The 26,680-nt window shown below is 64.3% G+C and carries 22 protein-coding genes; 7 read left to right on the forward strand and 15 right to left on the reverse strand.

The features are described 5' to 3' along the window. Positions 1-445 precede the first annotated feature (445 nt). Complete coding sequence (locus HB681_RS26025) at positions 446-1,312, reverse strand: toll/interleukin-1 receptor domain-containing protein (protein WP_213957766.1); 867 nt, start codon at positions 1,310-1,312, stop codon at positions 446-448. A gap of 778 nt (positions 1,313-2,090) precedes the next feature. Here HB681_RS26025 and HB681_RS26030 point away from each other — a divergent pair. The 4 genes from HB681_RS26030 (at position 2,091) to HB681_RS26045 (ending at position 6,898) form a co-directional block, all read left to right on the forward strand. Beyond that, positions 2,091-2,837 (forward strand): NAD(P)-binding domain-containing protein, encoded by a 747-nt coding sequence (locus HB681_RS26030; RefSeq protein ID WP_213957767.1) that lies wholly within the window; start codon positions 2,091-2,093, stop codon positions 2,835-2,837. Then, complete coding sequence (locus tag HB681_RS26035; protein ID WP_213957768.1) at positions 2,834-4,174, forward strand: MFS transporter; 1,341 nt, start codon at positions 2,834-2,836, stop codon at positions 4,172-4,174. The genes HB681_RS26030 and HB681_RS26035 overlap by 4 nt, the downstream gene beginning before the upstream one ends. Before the next feature lie 156 nt (positions 4,175-4,330). Further along, entirely contained in the window at positions 4,331-5,305 is a 975-nt protein-coding gene (locus HB681_RS26040; protein ID WP_213957769.1) for a tripartite tricarboxylate transporter substrate binding protein, read from the forward strand. Between the two features lie 21 nt (positions 5,306-5,326). Next, a complete protein-coding gene (locus HB681_RS26045; protein ID WP_213957770.1) occupies positions 5,327-6,898 on the forward strand; it encodes an AMP-binding protein in 1,572 nt (523 codons plus the stop codon). A gap of 109 nt (positions 6,899-7,007) precedes the next feature. Here the strand turns inward: HB681_RS26045 and HB681_RS26050 are convergent, their stop codons facing one another. The 5 genes from HB681_RS26050 to HB681_RS26070 form a co-directional block, all read right to left on the reverse strand. After that, a complete protein-coding gene (locus tag HB681_RS26050) occupies positions 7,008-7,580 on the reverse strand; it encodes a M15 family metallopeptidase (RefSeq protein ID WP_256735109.1) in 573 nt (190 codons plus the stop codon). Between the two features lie 150 nt (positions 7,581-7,730). Further along, the gene (locus HB681_RS26055; RefSeq protein ID WP_256735110.1) at positions 7,731-8,351 is read right to left on the reverse strand and encodes a tripartite tricarboxylate transporter substrate-binding protein; all 621 of its coding nucleotides are present in this window, start codon (positions 8,349-8,351) and stop codon (positions 7,731-7,733) included. A gap of 112 nt (positions 8,352-8,463) precedes the next feature. Then, on the reverse strand, positions 8,464-8,844 hold the full coding sequence (locus tag HB681_RS26060; protein ID WP_213957773.1) for a VOC family protein: 381 nt from the start codon (positions 8,842-8,844) through the stop codon (positions 8,464-8,466). Further along, positions 8,841-9,836: a hydroxymethylglutaryl-CoA lyase gene (locus HB681_RS26065; RefSeq protein WP_213957774.1), complete on the reverse strand. Its 996-nt coding sequence runs from the start codon at positions 9,834-9,836 to the stop codon at positions 8,841-8,843. The genes HB681_RS26060 and HB681_RS26065 overlap by 4 nt, the downstream gene beginning before the upstream one ends. 20 nt (positions 9,837-9,856) lie before the next feature. After that, complete coding sequence (locus HB681_RS26070; protein ID WP_213957775.1) at positions 9,857-11,023, reverse strand: CoA transferase; 1,167 nt, start codon at positions 11,021-11,023, stop codon at positions 9,857-9,859. 117 nt (positions 11,024-11,140) lie between these two features. Here HB681_RS26070 and HB681_RS26075 point away from each other — a divergent pair, with 117 nt between their 5' ends. Continuing rightward, a complete protein-coding gene (locus HB681_RS26075) occupies positions 11,141-12,070 on the forward strand; it encodes a LysR family transcriptional regulator (protein WP_213957776.1) in 930 nt (309 codons plus the stop codon). Positions 12,071-12,088: 18 nt separating this feature from the next. Here HB681_RS26075 and HB681_RS26080 read toward each other — a convergent pair whose 3' ends face one another. From HB681_RS26080 to HB681_RS26090, 3 genes are all read right to left on the reverse strand, one after another. Next, on the reverse strand, positions 12,089-12,493 hold the full coding sequence (locus HB681_RS26080; RefSeq protein ID WP_256735111.1) for a type II toxin-antitoxin system VapC family toxin: 405 nt from the start codon (positions 12,491-12,493) through the stop codon (positions 12,089-12,091). An 8-nt stretch (positions 12,494-12,501) separates the two neighbouring features. Beyond that, complete coding sequence (locus tag HB681_RS26085) at positions 12,502-12,768, reverse strand: AbrB/MazE/SpoVT family DNA-binding domain-containing protein (protein WP_213957778.1); 267 nt, start codon at positions 12,766-12,768, stop codon at positions 12,502-12,504. A gap of 137 nt (positions 12,769-12,905) precedes the next feature. Further along, positions 12,906-13,820 (reverse strand): transporter, encoded by a 915-nt coding sequence (locus HB681_RS26090; protein ID WP_256354088.1) that lies wholly within the window; start codon positions 13,818-13,820, stop codon positions 12,906-12,908. Between the two features lie 279 nt (positions 13,821-14,099). Here HB681_RS26090 and HB681_RS26095 point away from each other — a divergent pair, with 279 nt between their 5' ends. After that, on the forward strand, positions 14,100-17,108 hold the full coding sequence (locus HB681_RS26095; protein ID WP_256735112.1) for a PAS domain S-box protein: 3,009 nt from the start codon (positions 14,100-14,102) through the stop codon (positions 17,106-17,108). A 493-nt stretch (positions 17,109-17,601) separates the two neighbouring features. Here the strand turns inward: HB681_RS26095 and HB681_RS26100 are convergent, their stop codons facing one another. The 6 genes from HB681_RS26100 to HB681_RS26125 all read right to left on the reverse strand — a co-directional run bounded on the left by HB681_RS26100 (position 17,602) and on the right by HB681_RS26125 (position 25,288). Then, positions 17,602-19,500 carry an NACHT domain-containing protein gene (locus HB681_RS26100; protein ID WP_213957779.1) on the reverse strand — a complete coding sequence of 633 codons (1,899 nt, stop codon included), beginning with the start codon at positions 19,498-19,500 and terminating at the stop codon, positions 17,602-17,604. A gap of 157 nt (positions 19,501-19,657) precedes the next feature. Further along, positions 19,658-20,899 carry a hypothetical protein gene (locus tag HB681_RS26105; RefSeq protein WP_213957780.1) on the reverse strand — a complete coding sequence of 414 codons (1,242 nt, stop codon included), beginning with the start codon at positions 20,897-20,899 and terminating at the stop codon, positions 19,658-19,660. A 680-nt stretch (positions 20,900-21,579) separates the two neighbouring features. Beyond that, on the reverse strand, positions 21,580-21,786 hold the full coding sequence (locus tag HB681_RS26110; protein WP_213957781.1) for a hypothetical protein: 207 nt from the start codon (positions 21,784-21,786) through the stop codon (positions 21,580-21,582). A gap of 179 nt (positions 21,787-21,965) precedes the next feature. After that, positions 21,966-23,306 (reverse strand): MFS transporter, encoded by a 1,341-nt coding sequence (locus HB681_RS26115; RefSeq protein WP_213957782.1) that lies wholly within the window; start codon positions 23,304-23,306, stop codon positions 21,966-21,968. 30 nt (positions 23,307-23,336) lie between these two features. Then, positions 23,337-24,446, reverse strand: a complete 1,110-nt coding sequence (locus HB681_RS26120) for a M14 family metallopeptidase (protein ID WP_213957783.1) — start codon at positions 24,444-24,446, stop codon at positions 23,337-23,339. Positions 24,447-24,487: 41 nt separating this feature from the next. Next, the gene (locus tag HB681_RS26125) at positions 24,488-25,288 is read right to left on the reverse strand and encodes a gamma-glutamyl-gamma-aminobutyrate hydrolase family protein (RefSeq protein WP_213957784.1); all 801 of its coding nucleotides are present in this window, start codon (positions 25,286-25,288) and stop codon (positions 24,488-24,490) included. Between the two features lie 100 nt (positions 25,289-25,388). Between HB681_RS26125 and HB681_RS26130 the strand changes: the two genes are divergently transcribed. Next, positions 25,389-26,354, forward strand: a complete 966-nt coding sequence (locus HB681_RS26130; protein WP_213957785.1) for a LysR family transcriptional regulator — start codon at positions 25,389-25,391, stop codon at positions 26,352-26,354. Positions 26,355-26,680 lie beyond the last annotated feature (326 nt).

Raw genomic sequence — 26,680 nt, forward strand, 5'->3', positions numbered from 1 at the left:
GAACTGAGATCTCGGCACTCGGCCATGAGCGAGTATCCAGCCGGCCGCCGCGAACTGGCGCCTCAGACTGGTTGCAGACCTCTATGTCAAGAAAATGCATGCCCGCTTCTGCGCGAAGCGGATATTCGCCGCGGAGTCACTACGGCCAAACACCGAATCTCGCCCATGACTGAGGTGCAGTCGACCTTACAACGGTTAGGGCCGTCGTCTGATTGGTCCAGCACATCCCCCGGCATCGAGACCGCCAACTACCCCGACTTGGCGCGCGTGCGGCCACGAAAGTGTTTTAGATGAACTCAAGCAGCATGGACAATTCCGTCCGAGCGAGCGAACCGCGCTTCATCTGCACTGTGGGCTTCGTCACTCCCAAGCGTGCGCGCGGCGTACACCCGACATGTGCAGGGCTTCGCACCGGAAGGGAACTGTCGTCCTGTGGACTCGGCACTCAGGAGTTTGCTCGGAGGGAAACAGCGAGTCGCCGGGCGACCTCAGGGATACCAAGCTGAGCGGACACTCCCAACTTGTCGGCGAGGCTTGGGCTGTATTCGTAGACTTCCTTGGCGCCCACGTTGAGCCATACGGGCAAGAAGACGCTTTGCTTCTCAAGAATCTCGCGGGTGAAAACCGAATTGAATTCGACCTTCCCCCAGCCTGAGTTGCTCAGGAAGTTAGGGGAGAGGATCACGATGCACTTCTTGGTTTCTCGGAGACCACGTTCGATGGTTTCGCGCAGGCTGTCGCCGACCTTCAAGGTGAATTCGTCGTACCACACCATGCAACCGTTCTGAATCAGCTCGTGCGCGAGTTCTCGCACGAACGCATCTTTGTCTCTCGAATCATGCGAGATGAAGGCCATGGGCTTCTCCATCTCGGATCGCCGTCTCGCATACTCCAAGTCTCGTACGGACACATGAAAACCCATCGCCAGCGTCTGATTCACAATCGACTGCCTGTCCTCGGGAGTCATCTCTGCTTCCAAGTACAGGTGCACGCGCCTCGTGAACATCAGCGGCTCGGTCGTTTGACGCTCCGTGTAGCCGGTGAAACCGGCTTCTACACGCACCCCATCGCCGTCAGGGCCGAGTCGGCAAGCCGCAACTTCGGGTGATGCAAAGAGACCAGCAAGTGCGGCGCTAAGGTCATTCCTTCGCGAAACGTAGAAGTACCAGTACTTCGCGTTCGCCTCGAAGTCGTAGGCCACCTTGGCGATCACCTCGCCAGCGGGCGCGCCGTCCGCCGTCGTCATGCCCCATGGCGCATGCATGGTCATGGCGTGGGCTTGCGTATCAAACAGTTCGCGGATCGTCGCCATGTGCAGAAGCCCTGTAGAACGCGCACGTACCGCGCAAGGCGATGATCATAGGTGCGACGCGCAATGGGAGGCGAGGCCGGCGCTTGCTTCCTGCCGCCTGCGGCTGCCTGATTGGGGCTCGGACTTCCACTTGGCTGGTCAAGATGGCGGTCGTTCTATGCCGCAATTTCCAATCGCCCGAAAGCATTTAGCCGAACTACGACCTCATTGCCTTGTGTCTAGCAGTGGACGTCGAGATCGTCTTCACACTGGGACGGCCGCAAGCTGGCTCACAGCGTGCGCTGGCCCCGCGCCCGTGAACAGCCGCAACAGCTGTGAACCCGCCGGACAGTGGTCGATCCTGACGGACTGAGATGGGCCCGGCCCAGCCGCACAGACTGCTGAACCCAACGACTCCAACCAGTCTTCAGCGCCAGTTCGCGGCGGCTGCACGAATACCCGCTCATGGCCGATCTGAGCCGGTTGGCGGGCCGGAGTCTACGACCGCTCCCGCGGAGCATCCGTAGCAATGTCCCCGGCCCACCCAACGAGGTTGGTCGCGCAAAAGCGCTTGCGCTGCCTGATCGCGTTTGCTTGCTAAAAGAACGACAGCACATGTGAGAACGAAAAGTCCGGCAGCCATGCACCCCAGCCCCAATTGCCTTCATCAAGGCTCGACCCCGGCGTTTCTTGGGGCCGGTTAAGCACCCTCGTCTGTGGACTTGCGCGGCCGACTCCCGCGGAACATGATGCTTCGCGAGCCGTCGTTTCAAGGCTTCGCCAACGCAAGAGGTTTTCAATGCCCCCACATCAACCCTTCGACGCCACTCGCCGCGCCTTCGTGGCTGCGGCGAGCGCCTGGACCGCGCTCACGGCGCTGAAGCCAAGGCCCGCACGGGCACAGGCGCCCGCGCGTGGCATGTCGATCGGCATCATCGGCTCCGGGCGCATTGGCGGCACCATCGGCGGCCTCTGGGTCAAGTCCGGCCACCCGGTCCTCTTCTCCTCCCGCCACCCCGAGGAACTCAAGGACCTTGTCGCCGGCCTCGGCCCGCTCGCCAAGGCAGGCACTGTCGAGCAAGCCATCGCCTTCGGCGAAGCCCTCTTCATCGCCGTCCCCTACGGCGCGCTGCCGCAGATCGGCAAGGACTACGGCAGCACCCTCAACCGCAAGGTCATGCTCGACGCCTGCAACGCCGTCGCATCGCGTGACGGCTCCGTGGCCGACGAGGTGGAGCAGGAGGGCATCGGCGTCGTCTCGCAGAAATACCTCTCCGACGCGCGGCTGGTGCGGGCGTTCAACACCATGTCGTACACGATCTTCGCCCGCGAGGCCAACCGGCCCGATCCCAAGCTGGCGATCCCTATCGCCGGCGACGACGCAGACGCGTTGAAGGTCGCGTCGCAACTGGTGCGTGACGCCGGCTTCGACCCGGTGGTGGTCGGCAAGCTGGCCGACGCCAAGCGCTTCCAGCGCGGCGGGCCGGGCTATGGCCAGTCGGTGAGTGCGGCGGAACTGAAGCAGAAGCTGTCGCTGGCGCCATGACGCCGGCGCCTCAGCGCGGGCTGCCGGGCACGTTGCAAGGCTTGTTGCGAAAGGCCGTCCCCGCGACGCCGCAGGAACTGGCGGCTGCGCTGTGGTCCTTCGGCTATTTCTTCGCGCTGCTGGCGGGCTACTACGTGCTGCGGCCGCTGCGCGACCAGATGGGCATTGCTGGCGGAACGCGTGCGCTGCCGTGGCTGTTCACCGCCACCTTCCTGACGCTGCTGGCGGCGCAGCCGGTCTACGGCGCGCTGGTCGCGCGGCTGCCACGGGCGCGCTTCATCCCGATCGTCTATCACTTCTTCGTGCTCAACCTGGCACTGTTCTGGCTGCTGCTGGCGCTGGACGTCGCGCCTCTGATCGTGGCGCGCGTGTTCTTCGTGTGGGTGAGCGTGTTCAACCTGTTCGCAGTGGCGGTGTTCTGGTCGTTCATGGCCGACCTGTTCACGAGCGAGCAGGGCAAGCGGCTGTTCGGCTTCATCGGTGCGGGCGGCACGGCGGGCGCGCTGCTGGGGCCGGTGATCACGATCGCGCTGGCGGTGCCGCTGGGGCCGCACAACCTGCTGATCGCGGCCATCGTGTTCCTGGAGATCGCGGTGTTCTGCGCGGCGCGTCTGGAGCGCAGCGCGGGCGTGTCACAGGGGGCGGGGCAGCGGCGCGATGACGGCGCGACGCAGCGCGTGGGCGGGAGTGCCTTCGCGGCGCTGACGGGGCTGGTGCGCTCGCCGTATCTGCTGGGCGTGGCGGCGTGGGTCAGCCTGCTGTCTTTCGGCGCGACGATCCTCTACCTGGTGCAGGCCAACATGGTGGCCGAGCACGTGCAGGGCGCCGGCGCGCAGACGCGGATCTTCGCGAGCATCGACCTGATCGTGGGGCTGCTGACGCTGGCCACGCAGGTCTTCGCGACGGGGCATTTCCTCAAGCGCTTCGGCACCGGCATTGCGGCGGCTGCGCTGCCCGCGGTGTACGTGGTCGGCTTCGTGCTGCTGTGGTGGAGCCCGGGGCTCATGGTGGTGCTGGTGTTCCAGGTGGTGCAGCGGTGGATGAACTTCGCCATTGCCAATCCGGCGCGGCAAGTGTTCTTCACGGTGGTCGGGCGCGAGGAGAAGTACAAGGCGAAGAACATGATCGACGTGGTGGTCTATCGCGGCACCGACGCGCTCTATGGCTGGGTGTTCAGCAGCCTGCAGGCGATGGGGCTGAAGATCGGCGCGATCGCGTTGTGTGCGTTGCCGGTCGCGTTGCTGTGGACGGTGCTGTCGACGGCGCTGGGGCGCCATCAGGAACGACGCGCGGCCTTGCACGACAGCGGCGACGCGCAAGGCGATCCCGCTCGCTGACCCGCCACCCATTCGGGGTGGTCACCCTTTGCCGGGTCGTCTGTCTACTAGTCCTCGTCTCGCAACTATCACGCGCCGCTCTGCCGCATGAGGCTGTAGCGCCCCCTTGTCCGGGGCGCTGCATTCGCACGGGCCATCACGACCGGAACCCACGCCATGCCGATCTATCGCTCCTTCCTTCCAGCCCTTTGGCTTGCCCTGTGCGCGGCAATCAGCGCTCCGACCGCCAACGCAGGCGACTTCCCCACGCAACCCGTCAAGCTGGTCGTCGTCTACCAAGCCGGCGGTGCCAACGACATCGTGGCGCGCGTGCTCGGCGATCGCATGGCGGTCACCCTCGGCCAGCCGGTCATCGTGGTGAACAAGCCTGGCGCGAACGGCGCGATGGGTGCGCAGTTCGTCGCGTCCAGCCCGGCCGACGGGCACACGGTCCTCATGGGCGGCATGCCGCTGGTGGTGGCGCGTGCGATGTACAAGACGCCGCCGGTCGACTTCGAGAAGAGCCTCGCGCCGGTGGGCAAGGCTGTCAACCTCAGCATGGTGCTGGTGGCGCGCAAGGAGTTCCCGGCACAGACCTTCGGCGAGACGATGGCGATCGAGCGCAAGAAGCCCGGCAGCGTGTCGATGGCGGTGACGGCATCGACCTACGAGTTCTACTACGCGCGCATCAACAAGCTCGCCAACGTCGACATCCTCAAGGTGCCTTACTCGGGCGTGCCCGCGGCGATGCAGGACCTGGGCGGCAACCGCGTCGACCTGTTGATCGACACGCTGGCTGCGCAAAAGCCCTTCATCGAGAACGGTGTGACCAAGCCGCTGGCGGTATTCGGCGACAAGCGCCTGCCCGACCTGCCCAATGTGCCCGCACTCACCGAGCTTGGTCTCAAGGGCTTCAACGATCAGCCGTACGTCGGCATGCTGGTGCCCAAGGGCACGCCGCAGGTCGCGGTGCATCGGCTGAACCTCGCATTGAACGAAGCGCTGGGCCGGCCCGAGGTCAGGGACCGCCTCCAGCAGCTGGGCCTCACCGTGGCGCCCGGCACGCCGGAAGCGCTCTTCAAGGAAATGAAGGCGGATTCCGACCGCTTCGTGGAAGTCGGCATCCAGGCCGGCATCGAGAAGCAGCAATAGCCATCACGGCGAGGCAAGCAAGTGCAGCATCCTTCATCCGGACTTCATCAGGGCTCGACCTTCGCCGAGCTGTACCGCTCCGCCTTCAAGGGCTTCGCGTCGCGCGAGGCGCTGGTCGGCGGCGGTGTGCGCATGACCTACCGCCAGCTCGAGCAGGCCTGCCATCGCATGGTGCGTTGCTTCGAGTCGATGGGCCTGAAGCGGCGGGACGGCATCGCGGTGCTCGCTACCAACCGCCCCGAGTCGGTGGCAACCATCATCGCGGCACACCTGATGGGCCTGAGCTACACGCCGCTGCATCCGATGGGCTCGGAAGAGGACCAGGCTTTCATCGTCGCCGATGCGAACGTGAAGGCGCTGGTGGTCGATGTGCCCCGCCATGCCGATCGCGGGCTGGCGCTGGCGCGGCGTAGCATCGTGGATCATGTGCTGACGCTGGGCCCTGCCAGCTACGGCATCGACCTGCTGGCCGCGTCCGCCGGGTTCGACGGCAGCGACATCGAATTGCAGGTGCGCCCCGACGACATCCTCAAGATCGCCTACAGCGGCGGCACGACCGGCAAGTCGAAGGGCATCGTGCATCACCAGCGCACCGTGGTGACCTCGGCGCTGCAGCAGCTCGCGGGATGGGAGTGGCCGCAGGAGGTTCGCTTCCTGGCGGCCACGCCGGTGTCGCATGCGGCGGGCGCGATGATCCTCACGACCTTCCTGCAGGGCGGCACGGTGCATCTGCTGGACCGCTTCACGCCGGGTGGCTTCTTGAAGATGGTGCAGGCCGAGCGCATCACCACGACCTTCCTGGTGCCCACGCAGATCTATGGACTGCTCGATTCGCCGGAACTGGGCGCGCACGACATCGCGAGCCTGGAGCTGGTGCTCTACGGCGCCGCACCGATGGCGCCGGCGCGGCTGCGGCAGGCCTTGAGGCGCATGGGCCCCGTGTTCGCGCAGGTCTACGGCCAGGCCGAGGCGCCCATGACCATCAGCTACCTGCGCCGGGACGAGCACGACCTGGACCGCCCGCATCTGCTGGGCAGTTGCGGACGCAGCCTGCCGGGCAACCAGGTGCGGCTGCTCGATGCGGACCACAACGAGGTGCCTGTCGGCGAGATCGGCGAATTGTGCGTGCGCGGCCCGTTGTTGATGTCGGGCTACCTCAACCGCCCCGATGAAACGGCCAAGGCTTTCGCCGGCAACTGGCTGCACACCGGCGACATGGCGCGCCGCGATGCCGATGGCTATCTGTACCTCGTCGACCGGGCCAAGGACATGATCATCTCGGGCGGCTTCAACGTGTATTCGAGCGAGGTGGAGAACTGCCTTGCACTGCACCCGGCCGTGGCGCTCTCGGCCGTCATCGGCGTGCCGCATGAGAAATGGGGGGAGGCCGTGATGGCGGTGGTGGTGGTGAAGGAGGGCGCGTGCGTGGAAGCCGATGAACTGGTCGCGTTCGTCACCGCGCGCAAGGGCGTGGTGCAGGCGCCGAAGGTGGTGGAGTTCGTGGAGGCGCTGCCGTTGACCGCGTTGGACAAGGTGGACAAGAAGGCGCTGCGGGCGCGGTATTGGGAGGGGCGGGACCGCGCAGTGGCGTAGCAAAACCTGGCCAGCTGCCAGTCCTGGCTCCGTGTCAGGAGGACCCCTGTCCGTGGCCGTCACGAGATCCGCCAGATCCTTCATGAAAAGAGTCCTTGCGGCGGAGGGCTCAGAAGGGGGTGAGGTCCAGCGTTCCAGCCTCGAAGCGTTGGCGCAGTTGACTCACCGAAAGGCCGAGCGCCAGCTGGTAGTGCGGACGGTCCACGAAGGTGGTCCAGTTTCCTCCCCATTCGACGTTTCCTCCGCCCGCGGGCAAGCCCAACGCTGCGGCCTTGTCGTATCCCGGCCCGTCGTCCAGATAGCCTCCCGCCGTTGTGAAGATCCCGATGTCCCACGCCACGCCAAAGTTGTGATTGCTCTGTCCGCCGCGCGCATTGGTCACTCGAGGCCCCGGATTGCCGAAGCGGCCCTTGCGGAACAGCGCATCCTGCTCGGCATAGGTGCGTGTGCCGGAAATGATGCGTGCGATGACGCCGCCATCAAGCACCTTTGCGAGGAACTCGCGGGCACGTCGCTGTGCAGCAATGGAGAGCGTCAGGATGCAACCTTCGCTGCGCGCATCGAAGGTGCGCGTCTGCGAGCGGATCTGCTGGGCTGCAGCGTCGTAGTCCCTTGCAGCCTTTTCGGTGTTCGGCCCCCAGTCGCCATCGAGGTCGTCATGGTAGAAGCCGTCGGCACGCAAGAGTCGCTGGAAGAACAGGACATCACCTGCGAAGAGAGGAGCACTCATGGAAACACCTTTCACCCGAGGCCGGCACCGTGGCGGCACTTCGGAAGTGCAGTCATTGTCCTGACATCACTTCGCCTCCTGCATCCTCAGTCCGGAGGAGCTTCAATCCGCCCTGATGTTCCCGTCCTTGATCACCTTTGCCCACAGCGCCGTCTCCTGCTCGACGAACTTGCCGAGCGCCGGCGGGTCCATGTAGACCGCGAAGGCGCCTTGCTCTTCCACCTTCTTCCTGAAGGCTTCGCTCTCGACGATGGTCTTGACCTGGGCGCTCAGGCGCGCGACAAGTTCCGGAGGCGTCTTCGCCGGTGCGAACAGGGCAAACCACGACTCGACTTCATACCCGGGCAGGCCGGCCTCGGCCGCGGTGGGCACCGTCGGCATCGAGGGATGCCGCCTGGCGCCGGCATAGGCCAGCGCCTTGAGCTTGCCGGCCTGCACCTGCCCGATGACGGAGGGCGGCGTGGTGATGAACATGTCGACCTGGCCGCTGATCAGGTCGGCGACGACCGGGCCGGAGCCCTTGTACGGGACATGCGTGGCCTGCACCTTGGCCTGCTTCGCGAACATCTCGCCGGCAATGTGCTGGATCGAGCCGTTGCCCGACGATGCGTAGAACAGTCCCTTGCCGTTCTTCTGCCCATAGCCGATGAAGTCCTTGAGCCGCGGCGGTGGGCACGACGATGGTGATGGGTTTGGAGGGATAGCTGTCGGCCTGCGCGGCAAAGGCGCAGAGCGAAGTGGCGATGGCGGCAAGGGAGCCGAGGCAGGCTTGTTTCATGGTTTGTCTCCGAAGGGTGTTGTTGGATTCAGGAAGGCTGGGCTTGTTGGGTGCGCTTCAAGGCGCCAGCTCGGAAATCTCGATGAGGTTCAGGTCCGGGTCGCGCAGGTACACGGAGCGGATGCGCGAGGTGGCGCCGGTGCGCATCACGGGGCCTTCGATGATGGCGAGGCCCTCGCGTTGCAGCGTGGCGATCACATCGTCCAGCGGCACGCTGGCGATGAAGCACAGGTCCAGCGCACCCGGCACCGGCAGGTGCGCCTTGGGCTCGAACTCCCGGCCCTTCACATGCAGGTTGATCTTCTGGTTGCCGAAGCGGAAGGCCTTGCGTCCCTCGCCAAAAGATTCAAGCGTCATGCCCAGCCCTTCGATGTAGAAGGCGAGGCAGGCCCGCTCGTCGGTGGTGGTGAGCACCAGGTGGTCGAGATGGTCGATCACGACAGCGTCTCCGTCGTGTCGCGCTTCGCATCCCTCGCGGCGGCGCGGGCGACGATCTCGGGGAAGTCGGCGGGCGGCTGATGCCGGGTGAGGCGGTGGCCGGCCCGGGGCAACTGGCTCGGCAGGTCGTGCTGCACGAGCCGGCCAACCTGGGCCGCGGCGGCGAGGAGGCCATCGAGGTCCATGCCAGTGTCGTAGCCCATGCATTGCAGCATGTGCACCACGTCCTCGGTCGCGACGTTGCCCGTGGCGCCCGGCGCGTAGGGGCATCCGCCGATGCCGCCCAGCGACATGTCGATGCGCCGGATGCCGGCCTCCACCGCGGCCACGGTGTTGACCAGGCCCATCGCGCGGGTGTTGTGGAAGTGCGCCGTGAATTCCAGCCCGGGGTGTCGCGCCATCGCTGCGCCGCACAGCGTTTGCACCTGCGTGGGATAGGCCATGCCAGTGGTGTCGCACAGGGAGATGCCCTTGACGCCCAGCGCGGCGAAGCGGTCGATCCAGCCCATCACCGTCTCTTGCGGCACCTCGCCCTCCGTCGGGCAGCCGAACACGCAGGACAGCGACACGTTGACCGGCACATTCGCGCCACGCGCCAATCCGATGACTTCGGCCAGTTGGGCGAAGGACTGCTCGCGCGTCATCCGCAGGTTGGCGAGGTTGTGCGTCTCGCTGGTCGACATGACCACGTTGAACTCGTCGATGCGGACGTCGAGCGCACGTTCCGCGCCGCGCAGGTTCGGCACCAGCGCGGTGTAGACCACGCCGGGCTGGCGGGCGATGCGCGCCATGACTTCCTCACCGTCGCGCAGCGCCGGAATGGCCTTGGGCGAGGTGAAGGAGGTCACTTCGATCTTGGCGTAGCCCAGCGTGCCGAGCTGGTCGATGAGGGCGATCTTGTCGTCGGTGGGGATGAAGTGGCCCTCCATCTGGAAGCCGTCGCGCGTGGCGACTTCGTTGATGTAGAGGCGCTGGTTGTTGCCGAGGTTCATGGTGTTTTGCTCCTTGCGTTTCAGGCTGTGCAGGCTGTGCGCGCGGGCCAGCCGCCGCGTTGCAGGTCTGCGGTGTGCTGGCCGAGGCGAGGCGCCGCATGGGCGATGGCGCCCGGCGTGGCACTGAGCTTGGGCACGACGCCCGGCACCCTGAGCGTGCGGCCATCGGATGTCGGGGACTCGACGATCATTTCGCGGACCAGGTACTGCGGGTCGGTCGCGATGTCGGCGACCGAGTAGATACGGCCGACCGGCACGCCCGCGCCGTCGAGCACGGCCAGCACCTCGTCGCGGCTGCGCGTCTTCGTCCACGCCTCGATCGCGGCGTCGATCTCCTCGACGCGGCGCACGCGGCCGTCGTTGTGGGTCAGGTCCGGATCGGTCTCCAGGTCCTCGCGGTCGATGGCGCGCATCAGCCGGCGGAAGATGCTGTCGCCGTTGCCGGCCACCAGCACGTACTGGCCGTCGATGCAGCGGTAGGCGTTGGTCGGCGCGATGCCGGGCAATGCGCTGCCGGCGCGTTCCCGCACGGCGCCGAAGGCATCGTGCTCGGGCACCAGGCTTTCCATGATGTTGAACACCGATTCGTAGAGCGCCACGTCGATGAACTGGCCCTCGCCGCCGTGGGCCGTGCGGTGGTGCAGGGCGGTCAGCACACCGATCACGCCATGCAGCGCCGCCAGCGTGTCGCCGATGGACACGCCCACCCGCACCGGCACGCGGCCCGGCTCGCCGGTGAGGTGCCGCAGGCCGCCCATCGCTTCGCCGAGCACGCCGAAGCCGGGCTTGTCGCGGTACGGGCCGGTCTGGCCGTAGCCGGAGATGCGCAGCATGATCAGTCGTGGGTTGAGCGCATGAAGCTGCTCCCAGCCCAGGCCCCAGCCTTCCAGCGTGCCGGGCTTGAAGTTCTCGATGAGCACGTCGGCTTCCAGCGCCAGTGCGCGCACGGCGTCCTGGCCTTCGGCGCTTCGCAAGTCGAGGCATACCGAGCGCTTGTTGCGCGACTGCACCTCCCACCACACGGAGGTGCCGTCGCGCAGCAGCCGCCACTTGCGCAGCGGATCGCCGACGCCGTGGGGCTCGACCTTGATCACGTCGGCGCCGAACTCGGCCAGCGTCTTGCCGGCGAACGGGCCGGCGATGAGTTGGCCCAGTTCCAGGACCTTGAGGCCTTCCAGTGCTTTCATGTCTCTTTGCTTTCGTGTGCTGCGGAGACGTGAATCTAGGGGTCAAGGCCGCGCAGGAGGAATTGCCATGTCGGCATGTATCCTTCGCGTTTTGAGAAGCCCCAAGGAGGCCGTTCGATGGCGAAGAGCCCGATGAACCCGGCGCGGGTCGACTTCGTGACGCTGCGGCTGTTCTGCGCCGTGGTCCAGACCGGCAGCATCACCAAGGGCGCGGCACAGTGCCACCTGGCGTTGTCGGCCGCGAGCCGGCGCTTGAGCGACTTCGAGGCGGCCACGGGCATGCAGCTACTGGAGCGCAGCGTGCAGGGCGTGAGCGTGACGGCAGCTGGCCATGCGGCCGCGCAGCATGCCTTGCGGCTGTTCCAGGGCTTCGAACTGTTCAGCAGCGAGCTGGCGGACTACTCCGAAGGCTATCGCGGCCATGTGCGGCTGTGGGCGAACATGTCCGCGCTGACCGAATTCCTGCCGAAGGCGCTGGCGGACTTCATGGCGCAGCAGCCGGGGATTCGCGTCGACATCGAGGAGCAGTTGAGCGCGGACATCGTGCGCGCGCTGCTCGACGGCCTGGCCGACGTCGGTGTATTCGCCGAAGGCACGCCGGCCGAGGGCCTCACGCTCGCGCCGTTTCGCAACGACGAGCTGGTCCTGTTGTGTCCCCGCACGCATCCACTGGCCAAGCTCAGGAAGGTGGCCTTCGCCGATTGCCTCGACCACGATTTCGTCGGCCTGAACCGGGGGAGTTCTTTGCTGGAACTGACATCCCGCGCCGCCGCGGACGCGGGGCGCACGCTGCGCATGCGGGTGCAGGTGCGCAGCTTCGACGCGATGTGCCAGATGATCGCGGCCCGACTCGGGGTCGGCGTGCTTCCCTTGGCCGCGTGCAAGGAAACGCCGGGGCCGCAGGGACTCAAGGCTGTGCGCCTGACCGATGCCTGGGCGCAGCGGCAGTTGATGCTGGGCTACAGCGCGAGCAGGCCGCTGTCGGCTGCGGCGCGGGTCATGGTCGATCAGCTCTTGCCGCCGCCTGGTCGTGACCGGGCGACGTGAACGGCGCAGTGAATTCGATCAGTGACCCGTTGCCGCCCGCAACCAGTTTTCAATCACGAGGCCAGGCACCCGTGCAAAGTGCTTCGTGTTGTCGGTGACGACCACCGCACCGGTCGCCAATGCATGCGCCGCAATCATCTCGTCGAAGTCACCGATGGGTTTTCCGCGTGCCTTGAGATCGGCTCGCAGCACGCCGTGCCTTGTTGCGGCTTCGGCGTCCCATGGAAGGATGGGGACGATGCGCAAGAACTCGCTCACGATCTGATGGAGGCGCACTGCCTCGGGGCGTCGTGCCAGGCCGTAGCGGAGTTCGGAGCAGGTGATCGCCGACACGCACCATTGACCGGGCGCAAGTGCCTGCGATCGTGCGTCGAACGCGGCATGGCCGCGCAAGGCTTCGCTCGCCGCGTTGGTGTCGAGCATGTAGAGCGTCATTCCTTCCAGTCCTTGAAAGGATCGCGTTGCTCCTGCCCTTGTTCGCGGTCGGCGAGGAAGTCCTTGGGTATGGGGCCGAGTTGCTGGCGCAATTGCATGAATGCACGCCAGTCCACCGGAGAGCGTGTGGACAGGATGACGTCGCCAGTGCTTTCGTCCCTTCGAATGTAAACCTCGGTGCTGCCCTCGAAGCGAAATTCAGCCGGCAACCGGACGGCTTGGCTACCCCCCGTTGCAAAGAGCTTGGCAATTGACTGATGCATGGCGGCCTCCTTGATGTATCTATTAATGTAGATACAAAATCAGGGCGTGTCAAATGCCGCCCGGTCATGCAACGCCCCTGCCGAGCTGCAGCAATATCTCGCGCGCAAGTCGATATGGCCCAGCCGGCCCGACTTGCTCAGAAGATCAGCGTCGCCGTCGCCATCACCGTCTTGCGGCTGTCGATGCGGTTCTTGCTGCTGACGGTCGGAACCCAGCGCAGGCTCATCGACAGCGGCGCCTTGCCGCCGAGCTTGGTGTCGTAGCTCACCACCGGGCCGAGCGCCCAGTCGTGGCCCTTGAAGCCGTTGAGCCGGTCGGCGGTGGGGCCGCTGTCGCCGCCGATCTGCTGCACGGTGCCGACGATCAGGCCAGCGCCGACTCCGTTGCTGAACTTCTTCACGCCCATCACGTCCATCGCGAACAGCGGCGCGTTCTTGTAGTCGGTGTCCTTGTTGCGCGTGTAGAACTGCAGGTTGGCGACCGCGTCGAGTTGCCAGCCGCTCTCCGGAAAGATCCGCGTGTAGGCGATCTGCGGTACGAAGGTCCAGTTGTTGAGGCTGGGGTTGGCCAGGTTCGCGGGGTCGTACTTGCCGGTGGGCGCCCAGAAGTTGAAGCTGAGCGCCATGTGCTCGGTCTGCGAGAAGTGGTAGCCCGCGATGATCGGCGAGAAGTAGAGGTCGAAGGCGTTGGACGCCACGTCCTGTGCGTTGCCCTGGCGCGCGCCGGTCGTCAGGTTGGCATTGATCTTTTCGTAGACGTACGGCACGGTGATGCTCGAGGCGAAGTTCCATTGGCCGGGCCCGGTGTCCCACACCTTCATGACCGTCGCCAGGGTGAACGAGATCTTGGCGTCGATGCCGATCGAGGTCTGGCCGACCAGCGGCACCAGCCTGCTGCCGCCGATGGAACCGTCCAGGTAGATCTCGCTGAAGTTGACGGCCCACACCGGTTCAGGCGGGACGATGCCGCCGCTGGCCTGCACGGTCGTGCCGCTGACCGGGCGACCCAGGCCGCCCTCGGTGGCGTTGGCGGCCATGCCGCAGAGGCCCATCGCGAGGCCCGACGCAAGGCGCAAGCTCAGTCGCATACCCCGGATATTCATGTGGCTCTCCTGACAGGACATCACCGGAGTTTGCGGTGCGGGGGTGCGGGCCTGCAAGGGTGTCGGACCGGTCCGGGCGCAGATCAGCACCAAGGTGCAATTGGCTGCGCCAGCGGCCAGGCGCGGGCGCATGCCGCGCAAGGTTTGTCCGGCACCGCGGCGCGGCCCCGGCTGACGCAAAAGCAGGCCGAATCCGACTGAAAATCGCTCACCCCCTGCTCCGCAAACATGGCAATTCACCCAGTCGAAAGTACCTGGCCCTTCCTGACCGGAGGCGGGCAACTCGCCGGATTGATTGCCAGCAGGGACTGGAGCCGCACGCCCGTCGGCCCGCTCGGCCACTGGCCGCCCCACATGAAGGCCGCCACCGCGCTCATGCTGCGTTCGGTCGTGCCCATCGTCATGCTCTGGGGTGACGACGGCGTCATGGTCTACAACGACGCCTACTCCGTCTTTGCCGGCAAGCGGCATCCGCAGTTGCTCGGCTCCAACGTCCGCGAGGGCTGGGACGAGGTGGCCGACTTCAACGACAACGTCATGAAAGTCGGCCTGGCGGGCGGCACCCTGAGCTACAGCGACCAGGAGCTCACGCTTCATCGAAACGGCAGGGCCGAGCAGGTGTGGATGAACCTCGACTATTCGCCCTTGCTCGACGGGGACGGCGTGCCCGTCGGCGTCATGGCCATCGTCGTGGAAACGACCGAAAAAGTGATGGCCGAGCGGCACCTGCAACGCGAGAGCGAGCGCTTCGAGCAGCTCTTCGAGCAGGCGCCCGGCTTCATGGCGATGCTCTCGGGGCCGCAGCACCGCTTCGTGCTCGCCAATCCGGCGTACCGGCGCCTCACTGGAGATCGCGAGTTGCTGGGGCGCACGGTGGCGCAGGCGCTGCCCGACGCGGCCGCGCAAGGCTATGTCGATTTGCTCGACAAGGTCTACGCCACCGGCGAGGCCTTTACCGCCCACGGCTCCCGCTACGCCATGCAGGTGCACGAAGGCGGGCCGGTGCAGGACCGCTATGTCGACTTCGTGTTCCAGCCCATCCGCGACGCCGCCGACGCCATCACCGGCATCTTCGTCGAGGGGGTGGACGTCACCGGGCGCATGGCCTCGGAGGCGGCGCGACGCGAGACCGACGCGCGCCTGGCGCTGGTCATCGAAGGCGCGAAGGACCACGCGGTCCTCGCGACCGATGCGCTGGGCTTCGTCACCGACTGGTCCGCCGGCGCCGAGGCCATCTTCGGCTGGCGTGCGCAGGAGATCGTCGGGCGCACCGCCTCCACGCTGTTCACGCCCGAAGATCGCGCCAGGCGCGTGGACGTGATGGAACTGGAGACGGCGGCGCGCGAGGGCTGCGCCACCGATGAACGCTGGCACCTGCGCAAGGACGGCACGCGGGTGTACATGAACGGCTCCGTGCGGCCCCTGCCCAATGACGAGCGCGGACGGCCGCGGGGCTTCCTGAAGATCGCGCGGGACGAAACGGCGCGCAAGCGCGCCCTGGCATTCACGGACGCGCTCGCCTCCCTGCCCGGGCGCCTGCGCGACCTGGACGACCCCGCAGACATCACCTATGCGGCGTTGCAACTCCTCGGCGAGACCCTGGGCGCGAGCCGCGTCGGCTTCGGCACCATCGACGCCGTGGCCGACACGCTGCATGTCGAGCGCGACTGGACCGCGCCCCGCGTTCAAAGCCTCGCGGGGGTCACGCCGCTGCGCGATTACGGATCCTTCATCGACAGCCTCAAGCGCAACGAGTTCATCAGCATCGCCGACGTGCGCGAAGACGCGCGGACCTCATCCGCCGCGCCCGCGCTGGAAGCACTCGACAGCCGCGCCTTCGTGAACGTGCCCGTGGTGGAGCAGGGCGTGCTGGTGGCGGTGCTCTATGTCAACAACACGAGCGTGCGCCAATGGTCCCCCGAAGAGCTGACCTTTGTGCGCGAGATGGCCGAGCGCACCCGTTCGGCCGCCGAGCGCGCGCGCGGCGTGGTCGCGCTGCGCCTGAGCGAAGCGCAGTTGCGCGAGGCCAATGAAACGCTCGAGGCCAACGTGCGTGCGCGCACAAGGGAACTGATGGCCGCCGAAGAAGCGCTTCGCCAGTCGCAGAAGATGGAAGCCATCGGCCAGTTGACCGGCGGCATCGCCCACGACTTCAACAACCTGCTGGGCGGCATGAGCACCAGCCTGCAGGTGCTCGAGCGCCGCATGGCGGCCGGCAAGCTCGACAACGCCGCGCGCTACCTTGGCATGGCGCAGGATTCGGTGAAGCGCGCGGCCGCGCTCACGCACCGCCTGCTGGCGTTTTCCCGTCGCCAGACGCTGGACCCGCGGGCGGTCGACGCCAACCGGCTGATCGGCGGCATGGAGGACCTCATCCGCCGCACCATGGGGCCCAGCGTGGAGGTCGAGGTGGTCGGCGCGGGCGGCCTGTGGGCCATCAAGGTCGACCCCTCGCAACTGGAAAACACGCTGCTCAACCTGTGCATCAACGCGCGCGACGCGATGGCGCCCAACGGCGGCAGGCTCACCATCGAGACCGCCAACAAGTGGCTCGACCAGCGCGCTGCCTCGGAGCGCGACCTGGCCTCCGGGCAGTACATCTCCATCTGCGTGACCGACACCGGCGCCGGCATGTCGGCCGACACGATTGCCCGCGCCTTCGACCCGTTCTTCACGACCAAGCCGATGGGGCAGGGCACCGGCCTGGGCCTGTCGATGGTCTATGGCTTCGTGAGGCAGTCGGGCGGGCAGGTGCGGGTGTATTCGGAGCTGGGCAAGGGCACGACCATGTGCCTCTACCTGCCGCGCCACCTGGGCAACGCGGAGGCTGAACCCGAACAGCCTCTGGCCGAAGCGGCGGAGCCGGGCGACGGCGAAACCGTGCTGGTGATCGAGGACGAAGCCACCATCCGCATGCTGATCGTCGAGGAACTGGAGGGCGCCGGCTACCGCGTGCTGTCGGCCGAAGATGCGCCCGGCGGGCTGCGCCTGCTGCAGTCCGACGCGCGCATCGACCTGCTGCTCACCGACGTCGGTTTGCCGGGTGGCCTGAACGGCCGCCAGGTCGCCGACGCCGGCCGCGTGGCACGGCCGCAGCTCAAGGTGCTGTTCATCACCGGCTATGCCGAGAACGCCGCCGTCGGCAACGGCCTGCTGGAGCGCGGCATGGAAGTGATCACCAAGCCCTTCGACATTGCCGCGCTGGCGCGCAAGGTGCGGGACATGGTCGAGCGGTAGGGGGCTGTTGAAGCACGCTTGGGGTCCGAAGGATCGACGTTGGGAGGTGGCTCGGATGTGTTGACAGGGGCTCCGATTCGCAGCGCTTCAAGGCGACTTGGCCGGTGGTGCCGAGCGTCGCGCCTGTTGCTGGGTGGCGATTCGGGCTTTAGAGACCGGCGCGCGCAAGGCGGCTGGATTCGGCATGGAAAAGCGGCAGCCGGCCATGAGCGGTCCTTGGGTCGCGCCGTTCGTCCGGCAGGTCAAGACTGCTTGCGGCTATTCCAATTTTCTAACGGAGTGACGGCGACTTCTGAATACTGACTTTGGCACCCTTGCAAACGCACGACCGGTGCTCCTCGGAACTTGACTTCCACGCAGGTGGCACATGCAGCGGCCATCACAATCGCGTCGAATGACCGCTGCGACATGTAGCGAACTGACGCTCCGGGCACGTGCAGAGGTTGCGGCCTGACGAAAGCGGACATCCGCGAGTCGTGGCGGCTTCGAGCCCTTATTCGCCTAGCGTGAATATAAGTTCCTTTTTATCTTCTGCATCTACAACTTCTTGAGCGGCGGTGCGAAGTTTTTCAAGTCGCGTTTCATAGAGTCCAAGTCCGGTGCAGATTTCTTTTGTTCCAAACGCGTGAATGATAGATCTTCCTGGGATGAATATTTCTTCTGCGTCGGTTGCATCCGCCATGACATGGATTTTAAATAACTCTTCTATTTCTTTAATAGGAAATGGGGACGGCATCATAGCATCTAAAGCATCCATGATCAAAAACACTAGGCCAGCGAGGTGCTCGCCTGCGCGGCCCCGCTCCGTTTGAAACGAAATGATAGTCGCCGTGTCTGCGGGCGAGGCATCGCGCTGGAAGCACAGGCCAAAATTAGGATATGCGGCCTCAAGAATATTTGACAACTCTGCAGGACTCTTTTTCGAGAGGTCGCAGCAGAAAATCTCTCTTTCCGCTGCAACGAAAGGCAGAATGAATTTCTGGGAATAGCGGAAGGAATCTATCGATTTAAGAAATGACAACATGTCTTCCCATCCAAGCGTTTTCTTTAACATCGCTTGATAGAAATGCGAGGAATTCTTTTCGTTCAGTTTTCGCACAAAAGACGCCGCATAGTAATCTAAAATGCTTTTGTGCAGATAAGTGATGGAATCTATCCCTTCTACTAACATGAGGCATGCGGTATTTGTGATATCTGCCTTAAAATTATCCGCGTCGCATTTCAGTCCGTCGGAATAATTTATCGCGTATTTGAAAACTTCTTCGAACTGATCCGCGGTCAGCGTTCGGTTGTGCCCAAGCTGAAGCGTCATAAAGCAAAATGCCTCGAAAACTGTCTGCAAGCCGCGCTCGGACAGGCCACTTTGATGGACACGCGTAAAACCCCCTTTCAGTCGATCATGGTTGGAGACGACGACCTGAAAAAGCCGGTCAAAAAATTCCGGCAGCGTCTCAGGAATTCGTACTTCAGCCTCATAAACAATAACGACCAAAGTTAGCATTAATGGCGTTTTTATAAGATTGCTGAGCTTGCTTGGGCTATTACGAATGGCCTGCCGCAATTCAAGCGACTTTTCCGAGCTCACACCTAATTTTGTCAAAAATGCCGGGAACTCGGCAGGAGTTAGCTCGGCGATTCGGAGTGTCTTGAAAGTTGGAGACTTTTGTATCTCATTTCCCGGACGAGAAGTGACGATAACTAATAGCTCCGGATAGCGCCGGGCAAGATGTTCGATGTATAAATACGCTGACTTGACAAATTTTTCTTCAATCTCATCGAAGCCGTCGAGTAAAAGGGAAAACTTTCCAGACTTGAAAAGAAAATCAATCGTATCGTCATCAATGTCAATATCGTAGCTTTCCAAAGCTCGAAGGATGGCACCTTGTAGATCTGTTTTAACGCTTAAGTCTTTGAGTTCAATAAAGAGCGGAAGACGTTGAGCGTCATTGCTGGTGATTTCATTGATTGCAAGGCTGCGCAGGAAGATCGATTTGCCTTGGCCGACGATGCCTTCGATGATGATGGCATTATCTTGGAATGCTGCCAATCTAGTCACAAACTCCGGTTTGTTTTCGAAAGCTAGCTTTGGTGGATGGAAGAATGTTTGCAAAGATAAAGGCTGAGATTTCCAAATCGTTCGCACTGTGTCGAGGCTTTTGATCCGACTAGCAATTTTCCGCGGAAAGGAGTTGGCGTCCCATTTCTGCAGTCCTCTGGCCCCGGCTTTTCTAGATAGCTTTAATAATTCCTTAACAAGAGGCGCAGCGAGTCGCGCAAGGCTCATGAGCGAGATAGGTTCTACAGCCACAATTTTTCTCTTTCTTGAAAAGTTATCGTCGTTGGAAGCAGCGTCGAGCGGCTGCTTCTTGGCATTCACATTGATGGCCGGCATGGCCGGGACTGCCTTTTGGTTAAGGTCGGAGATAGCTGCCCTTGGTCAAGCGGGTGATCGCGGCGAAAATTCAGCTGTCAGGCGAGGCCGCGAATTTAAGCTCGCACATGCGGTCACCGCCCACCGACGGCTTCCTGTTTGATCGAGTCAAACGCGGTCATTGCGCCGATTGCTTACTCATACTCTGAGATAGATGGTCGACCAACAGATCCAAGGCGCGGAAGAAGACGTCCGTACTGAATCCGACGAGGAAAGCGAGGGCGAAGGACGTCAATGCCACAAACTCACCTTGCGAGACCTTCTGGCTGGACGGTGTCCAGAACCAGACTACGATGATTCCGGCAAATGCCCCAAGCACCACCCGAAATGTAATTCTCATCCATGACGGATCCGGCATTGAAGGATTCAGAATCCGGCGCATGTGGAAGATGACCGCGCCGAGCATACCGTACAGCGCCGGCAAAACCCAGAGGCCAACGAAGCTGATGCCGTTGCGAAGCCTGAAGAGCATTGAAAAGTAATCCTGTGGCTGGAGCGGATCGATGTACACATTGATGCTCAAATTGAATCGACGCAGCTGGCTTAAATAGCTGTCGAGCAGAGCCTGGACATCGGGCGCTAGGTTGGAACGTGCGCCATTCGGAGCTGACGGTTTGCTCATCGCCCCCCCATTCGACTTCTCCAACTCCTCGCGAAGTGCGAGAGGCGGGCTGGGACCATAGTTGCCCTTGGAAAGAGCTTCGCGCACCAGAGGATCGTTGGTTGGGTTGCTCGGGTTTCGAAGCCGCTCGATTGCCACAGAAGGGCTGCTGAGCATCTCCAGATCGTTCAAAGTGGCCGCAGCTATTGGCGCATAAGACTGATTCTTGAGGTACATCGCCTTAAGATCGAACAGTGCCTTTCCAAAAACCTCGTAAAGGAACTCTTTTTTGCCCGTGCTTAGCGATTCCACGACATCCTGCTGATTTCGCTTGAGCATGCCAAATAGGCGCATCGCTTGCTCGGCACCCCGAGCATCTTGCAATTCCACCGTAGTTGCGTACATCGCTCGCGCTCGCTCGTAAACTTGCGTCGCGTACGCACTGAACGCCATCAGCACGACGGAGAACACGAAGAAGGCAAAGATGCTTAGTCGTCTAGATCTGGCCGTTTCATAAGGGCGCCACCCTCGGCGCAGATCGTCTAGTGTGATCGGCGCGATGACTCTAATCGTGGCGTTCAGCGCCTGCCGTAGTCGCTGCTTTACCACCGCGACTTCACTGCCATCCAACGGCAACGCCTCTGCTGCAGCTAATGCAGGGAGCAAGTCGGAAGTGGCATCCAGTACGCCAAGCCGGGAGGCGACCTCGCCAACAAGTGTGGCGTCGTCGATCAATTCTTGGAGGACGCTCTTCGCCATCCCAAGCTACCCACGAGTGCCCGGCACCCACCCCCACTGGGTCGGACATGCGCATGAACTACCAGGTGGTCCCGGCGGTTGAGCCCAGCACCAGAATCTCGGCGTGAAGCAGATGGTCCCAGGCGCATGTGGCGGTACCTGTGCGCCAGCAGGCAGCGTCGCCATCGTCAAGGCTGCGCCGGCAGCCATAAGCATCCTCTTGTTCACGATTCAGTTCCGTTGGGACCTCGCATAAACAGGATACTGAGCCGATGAACGTCGGTTGTCCTCCACTGGAATAGTGAGACTCCGGTGCACGGCGTGATTCGCACCGCTATGCGGGCGAACGACCCGTCGCGGTCATCGAGCCCTTGCCAATGACAGGCCCGACGCGCTGGTCGATCAGGCGTTCGCACTGAGGAATGGGTTCGCCTGCGATGGCCTTGACGGATGGCAAATTTCCCTTGTTTTCACGATTGAACCTTAGCTCCTACCCATTCGAACGACCGGCTTGGTGACGCCGATGCCGTTGGCTCGACGTCAGGGGTGGGCCCTGACCTCCATTTGGGTGGCAAAGAAAGCGATCGCTCGACTGTGCGATAGCGTGGTCCCCCTCGGATGCAGACAGGCTACGACTGCAATACCTTCGAACCGATCTCTCACACCGAGGACTTCTTGGCCTTGGACGACAGGAAGCGGGCTTACAGCGTGCGTTCGGCGAGCGAACGCAAAGACCGCAGACGCTGCGGACCCGTCGCGCCAAGGCCGATGCTGACTGACTGCGTCGGGCCCATCAGCGACACCCACGATCCACGCAATCGCCAAGGTCCGGCCTCGTCGCTGAGCGGCGCTTTTGCGACGAGCTTGGCGCCGGGTTCCTTGCAGGCCTCCTCGTTGCGGGCAGGCATGCGCTCAGGCGACTCAATCGACCGTCGCGCCCGACACCTGCACCAGCTTCTGGATGATCGGCCCGCTGGCCTCCAGGTTCTTGCGGACCTCGGGCGAACTGTTGCCCATGGCCACGAGCGCGCGCGGTCAGCATGAGGTAGCTGGCGGCCTTTCGCAGGCGTAGCGGCCAGCCCGCAGTTCAGCGGCTCACGTCGACGTTGCGCGACTCCGGCAACATCCACATCGCAACAAGGCTCACGGCGCTCATCGCGACGACGTACCAGGCCGGCGCCATCGGGTTGTGCGTGACGGCCAGCAGCCAGGTGACGACGAACTGCGTGGTGCCGCCGAACAGCGAAGTGCCGATGGCATAGACGAGCGAGAGACCCGTGCTGCGCACGGCGATGGGCAACAGTTCGGGTACCTGTACCAGGCCAGCCGTTCCGAACACGGCCGTGAGCGCCGCAAGAAGTGCGGACACGGTGAGCAGGGTGGCCGCACCGGGCGCTCCCGAGAGCCACATGAAGAGCGGAACGATCGACAGCATCAGCGCCAGCCTCGGCAGCATGTTGACGACGCGCCGGCCGTAGCGATCACACAAGAGGCCGCCAACAAGCGCAAAAGCGAATGTCGTGGCGCCGCCCACCAGCACACTGCCTTGCGCCAGCGCGGCGGGCAGCTTGAGAACCTGCACCGCATAGGTCACCATGTAGTTGCCGACTTGCGAGGCCACGGCGGTGGAGGCCGTCGCAAAGACGCCCAGCCACAGGATGCGGCCGTGCTTGCGAAACACGGCGCTGACGATCGAGGCGCCGCTGCGCTCGGTGTCGCCGCCGTGGGTTTCCGGCAGGCTGCGCCGGATGTAGATCGCGATGGGCACCAGCACCAGGCTGAAAAGGAAGGGAATGCGCCAACCCCAGCCTGCCAACTGCTCCGGCGAAAGCACCAGCGACAACGTGACACCGAAGATGCCGCCCACCGTCACTGCCAACCCCTGGCTGGCGATCTGCCAGCTCGAATAGAAGGCGCGCTTGCCGGGCGGCGCTGCCTCGATCAGCAGCGAAGTGGCCGGGCCCACCTCGCCGCCCAGCGCCAGCCCCTGCAGCAGGCGGCAGAAGACCACGATGATGGGCGCGGCGATGCCGATGCTCGCGTAGCTGGGCGTGGCCGCCAGGCCCAGGGTGCCCACGGTAATGAGGGTCACGGTGAGGATCATTGCGGGCTTGCGGCCCACCTTGTCGGCAAAGGCGCCGATCAGCACGCCGCCGAGCGGGCGGGTAAAGAAGCCAACGCCGAAGGTCGCCACCGCGACCAGCAGGCTGCCGAATTCACCGGCGACCGGAAAGAAGGTCTTGCCGATGTAGACGGCGAAGTAGGCGTAGATCACGAAGTCGTAGAACTCCAGCGCGTTGCCGGCCACGGCCGCCGCGACCGCCTTGCGGCTGATGGACGGGCCGGCCGACGGCGCGCTGCTGGCGGCCTCGATAGAGCTGGGGAATTCGCGCATGCTTTCGTTGCGCGCAAGTGTCGTTGCACTCATGGTGTCTCCGTGTAGTAGGTCTTGTGGGGGTCAGGTGGCGAGCGACGCCAGGGGTGCTTCTTCCTGCAGGCCGCGCAAGGCCTGCAGGCAGGCTTGCGAGCCTTGCTGCCATACCGTGCGCTTCCAGTCGGGCTCGTCGGGATAGAAGGCATCCTTCATTTCCTGCTGGATGCCGGCGGCTTGTGCCGCGTCGCTGCAGCCATGGCGATGCAGCCAGTGCTCGGCACGCATGGCGGCGCTGACGCGCTCCATCGGGTACGTGCCGTATTCCAGGCAGATGCCCACGTGGCGGGCCTGCGGGCACTCGTCGGTGAGCGCGCACTGGATGGGGCCGGTCAGCGGGATGCTGGTGGAGGTGCCGGTGGTGACCGATGTCAGCTCACCCCACCAGCGCCTGCCGCTTGCGAGCACTGCCGGGTCTTCATCCATGCTGGCAAAGATGCGCTCGCCCACGCCATAGGGGCCGAGGCCGGTATGGATGTCGATCGAGGCCAGCTGTCGCACTTGCGCGGCGTAGCGGCGCAGGATGCTCCGAAAGGTCTTGTTGCTCCATGCCGGTTCCAGCCCGCCATAGTGCAGGCCGTCCGCATGGCTGTGCTGGCCGAGCGATATCGCCCGCTGCAGGCCGCGTGCGCCGTGGCGTTCGCGGTATTCGGCAATGCGGGCCTCGTTGTCGGGCAGCGGTGGCCATTGCGTGGGCAACAGCGAGTCATGGATCTCGCCATAGCCGGAGTTGATCGGCAGCGGCTTCGTGAAGTCGACGAAGTTGCGATTGAGGTCGATGTTTTCCTGCGTCGCGCGGCGCAGGTGCGAAAAGCCGTAGGGATTGACCGCGTGCACGTACAGCACCGACGTGCCGGGCGGAAGCACGCCGCCTCCCATGCGCAACATGCCGGTCTGGATGGCCGAGCCACAGAAGCCTTCCACCCCATGAACGCCACTGATGACGATGAGCACCCTGGATGCATCGGCCGGGCCGTCCAGCACCACGTCGGTGGCGAGGACTTCGCCCTGCGCGCCGGGCAAGGGCAGTACGTGGCTGTCCACGGACAGGCCACGCGCCTGCGCGGCCTGCATGAACTGGCGGCGGGCTTGGGCGTAGTCGGGGCTGAACAGGTCGATGACCTGGGTGTCGTTCATGTTTCGATGTCTCCGTAGTAGTTGTGTAGTAGTCGTCGGGATCAGGCGGTGGCCATGGCGCCGAGGCGCTGCTGCTGGCGCGTCCGGCAGGCCTCGCCGAAGGCGGCGAAGATGGCGTGCGCAAACGGGCTGTCGTCGATGCGCATCTCGGGGTGCCACTGCACCGCCAGCGTGAACTGGGGCGCAGCCTCGATGGAGAACGCCTCGACAAGGCCGTCCGGGGCCCTGGCCTCGACGCGCAGGCCCTGGCCCAGGCGCTCGATGCCCTGGTGATGCAGGGAGTTGACGAGGGCATGCGTACCACCGGCAAGGGTCGCCAACCGGGTGCCCGGGACGATGTGCAGCGCGTGGCTGTCGTCGTACCAGCGTTCGATGGGCCGCCCGTGATCGCCTTCGCGGTGATCGAGCGCGCCGGGCAATTCGTGGACGGCGGGATTCAAGGTGCCGCCGAAGACGACGTTGAGTTCCTGGAAGCCTCGACAGATCCCCAACACCGGAACGCCGGCATCGATGAGCCGCGGCAGCAGCGGAAGGATGGCGGCATCGCGGTCGCGGTCCAGCAGCATGGGCGCATGCGGCTTGGGTGCACCGTAGCGCGCCGGGTCCACGTTCGAGGGGCTGCCTGTGAGAAGGATGCCGTCGATCGAGGCGATGAGCGTGTCCGCATCCAGCGCGTCGCCGAGCGCGGGCAAGACCAGGGGCATGGCCTGCGCCGCCTTGGCCACGGCCCGCAAGTAACCGTGCGTCGCCGCGTGCGAGGGATGACCATGACGCTCGATACGGTCGGATGCGACGGCGACCATGGGTCGCAAGACAGGGAAATCAGGGGTGAAGGGCTTCATCGAAGTGCGCTTTCCGGCTTGGGAATCGCAGTCTAGAAATCCTTTCGATTTGCGTAAATCGCAATATAGTTTCGTATGACTTGCAAGACATGCAACTGACATGAACACCCGGCAGCTGCGGCACTTCCTGGCCGTCATGGACCTCGGCTCGCTCAGTGCTGCTGCCAATAGCGTGCACCTGAGCCTGCCAGCCCTGTCGCGCAGCCTGCAGGCGCTGGAGGATGAACTGCGTGTGCCGCTGTTCGATCGGCAGGACCGCCGACTTCGCCCCACCGCTTATGCGCTGGAATACGTCCAGCGGGCGAGGAGCATCGTGTTCGACGAGAAGGAAGGCGCCCGCTCGCTGGCGCTCATGCGCGCGGGGGAACACGGTCCTCTCTCGTTCGGCATGGGTTCTTCCATCGCACTGAACCTGCTTGGGCCCATGTTGTTGCGGTTGCTGGCCGATGCGCCAGGGCTGTATGTCACGACGCTGGTGCAGAGCACCGACGTGCTCGCCGCGGCGCTGCGCCGGGAGGAACTGGATTTCTTCGTCGGCGACGTTCGCGTCGCCGCGCACGATCGTGACTTGATCGCCGAGCCCTTGTATCCCTGCACCTTCGGATGGTTCGCCCGCAAGCGGCACCCCCTGGCCGGGCGCGCGCGCGTCACCGTCGAACACCTCGCCGAGTACCCGTTGATCATGTCGGGCTACGCCGACGACGCCGTGATGCGGCGCATGGCGGAGCTCTACGGCTTCACGCTACCGCTCCAGCAGCACTTCGCGGCCAGCACGAACGACGTCGCCACCGTTCACACCCTCATCACCGCCAGCGACGCCATTGCGCCATCGACGGACATCGCGGTGATCTCTGCCGTGCGAGCCGGCACCGTGGTCCAGCTCGACGTGGCGCCAGCCCTCGACCTCGAACTCACCCTCGGAATCGTCGAGCGGGGCGGCCGAACACGTGTGCCTGCTGCAGAGCGTGCGTTTGCCCTGGTGCGGGCATTCTTTGCTTCAGCGGCGCAAGAGGTCGCGGTGCACCTGCCGCCCAGGAAAACGGTGCGACGGGCAAAGGCGCGCTGAGGGCGTCCGGGAGATCCAGGGCCTGACACCGGGCGCAAGCGGCCCGGCCTCCTTGTCGAAGTTCGTTGCGGGGGCGCCGCTGCAGGCAACGGCCTGCTGGAGCGCGGCATGGAGGTGATCGCCAAGCCTTTGAACCTTGCCGCGCTGGCGCGCAAGTGCGGGACATGATCGAGCAGTAGCGGGGTGTCGAGGAACGCTTCTGGCCCGAAGGGGCGGCCGCTGGGGGGGCGCGGATGTGTCGACGGGGGTTCCGATGGCGGTGCTTCAGTATTCGGGCTTGAGAGACGGACCCGTGCAAAGCGAGTGGATCCGGAAAAGACGGCAGC

This window comes from Variovorax sp. dw_954, from assembly GCF_018449755.1.
Lineage (GTDB): Bacteria > Pseudomonadota > Gammaproteobacteria > Burkholderiales > Burkholderiaceae_C > Variovorax.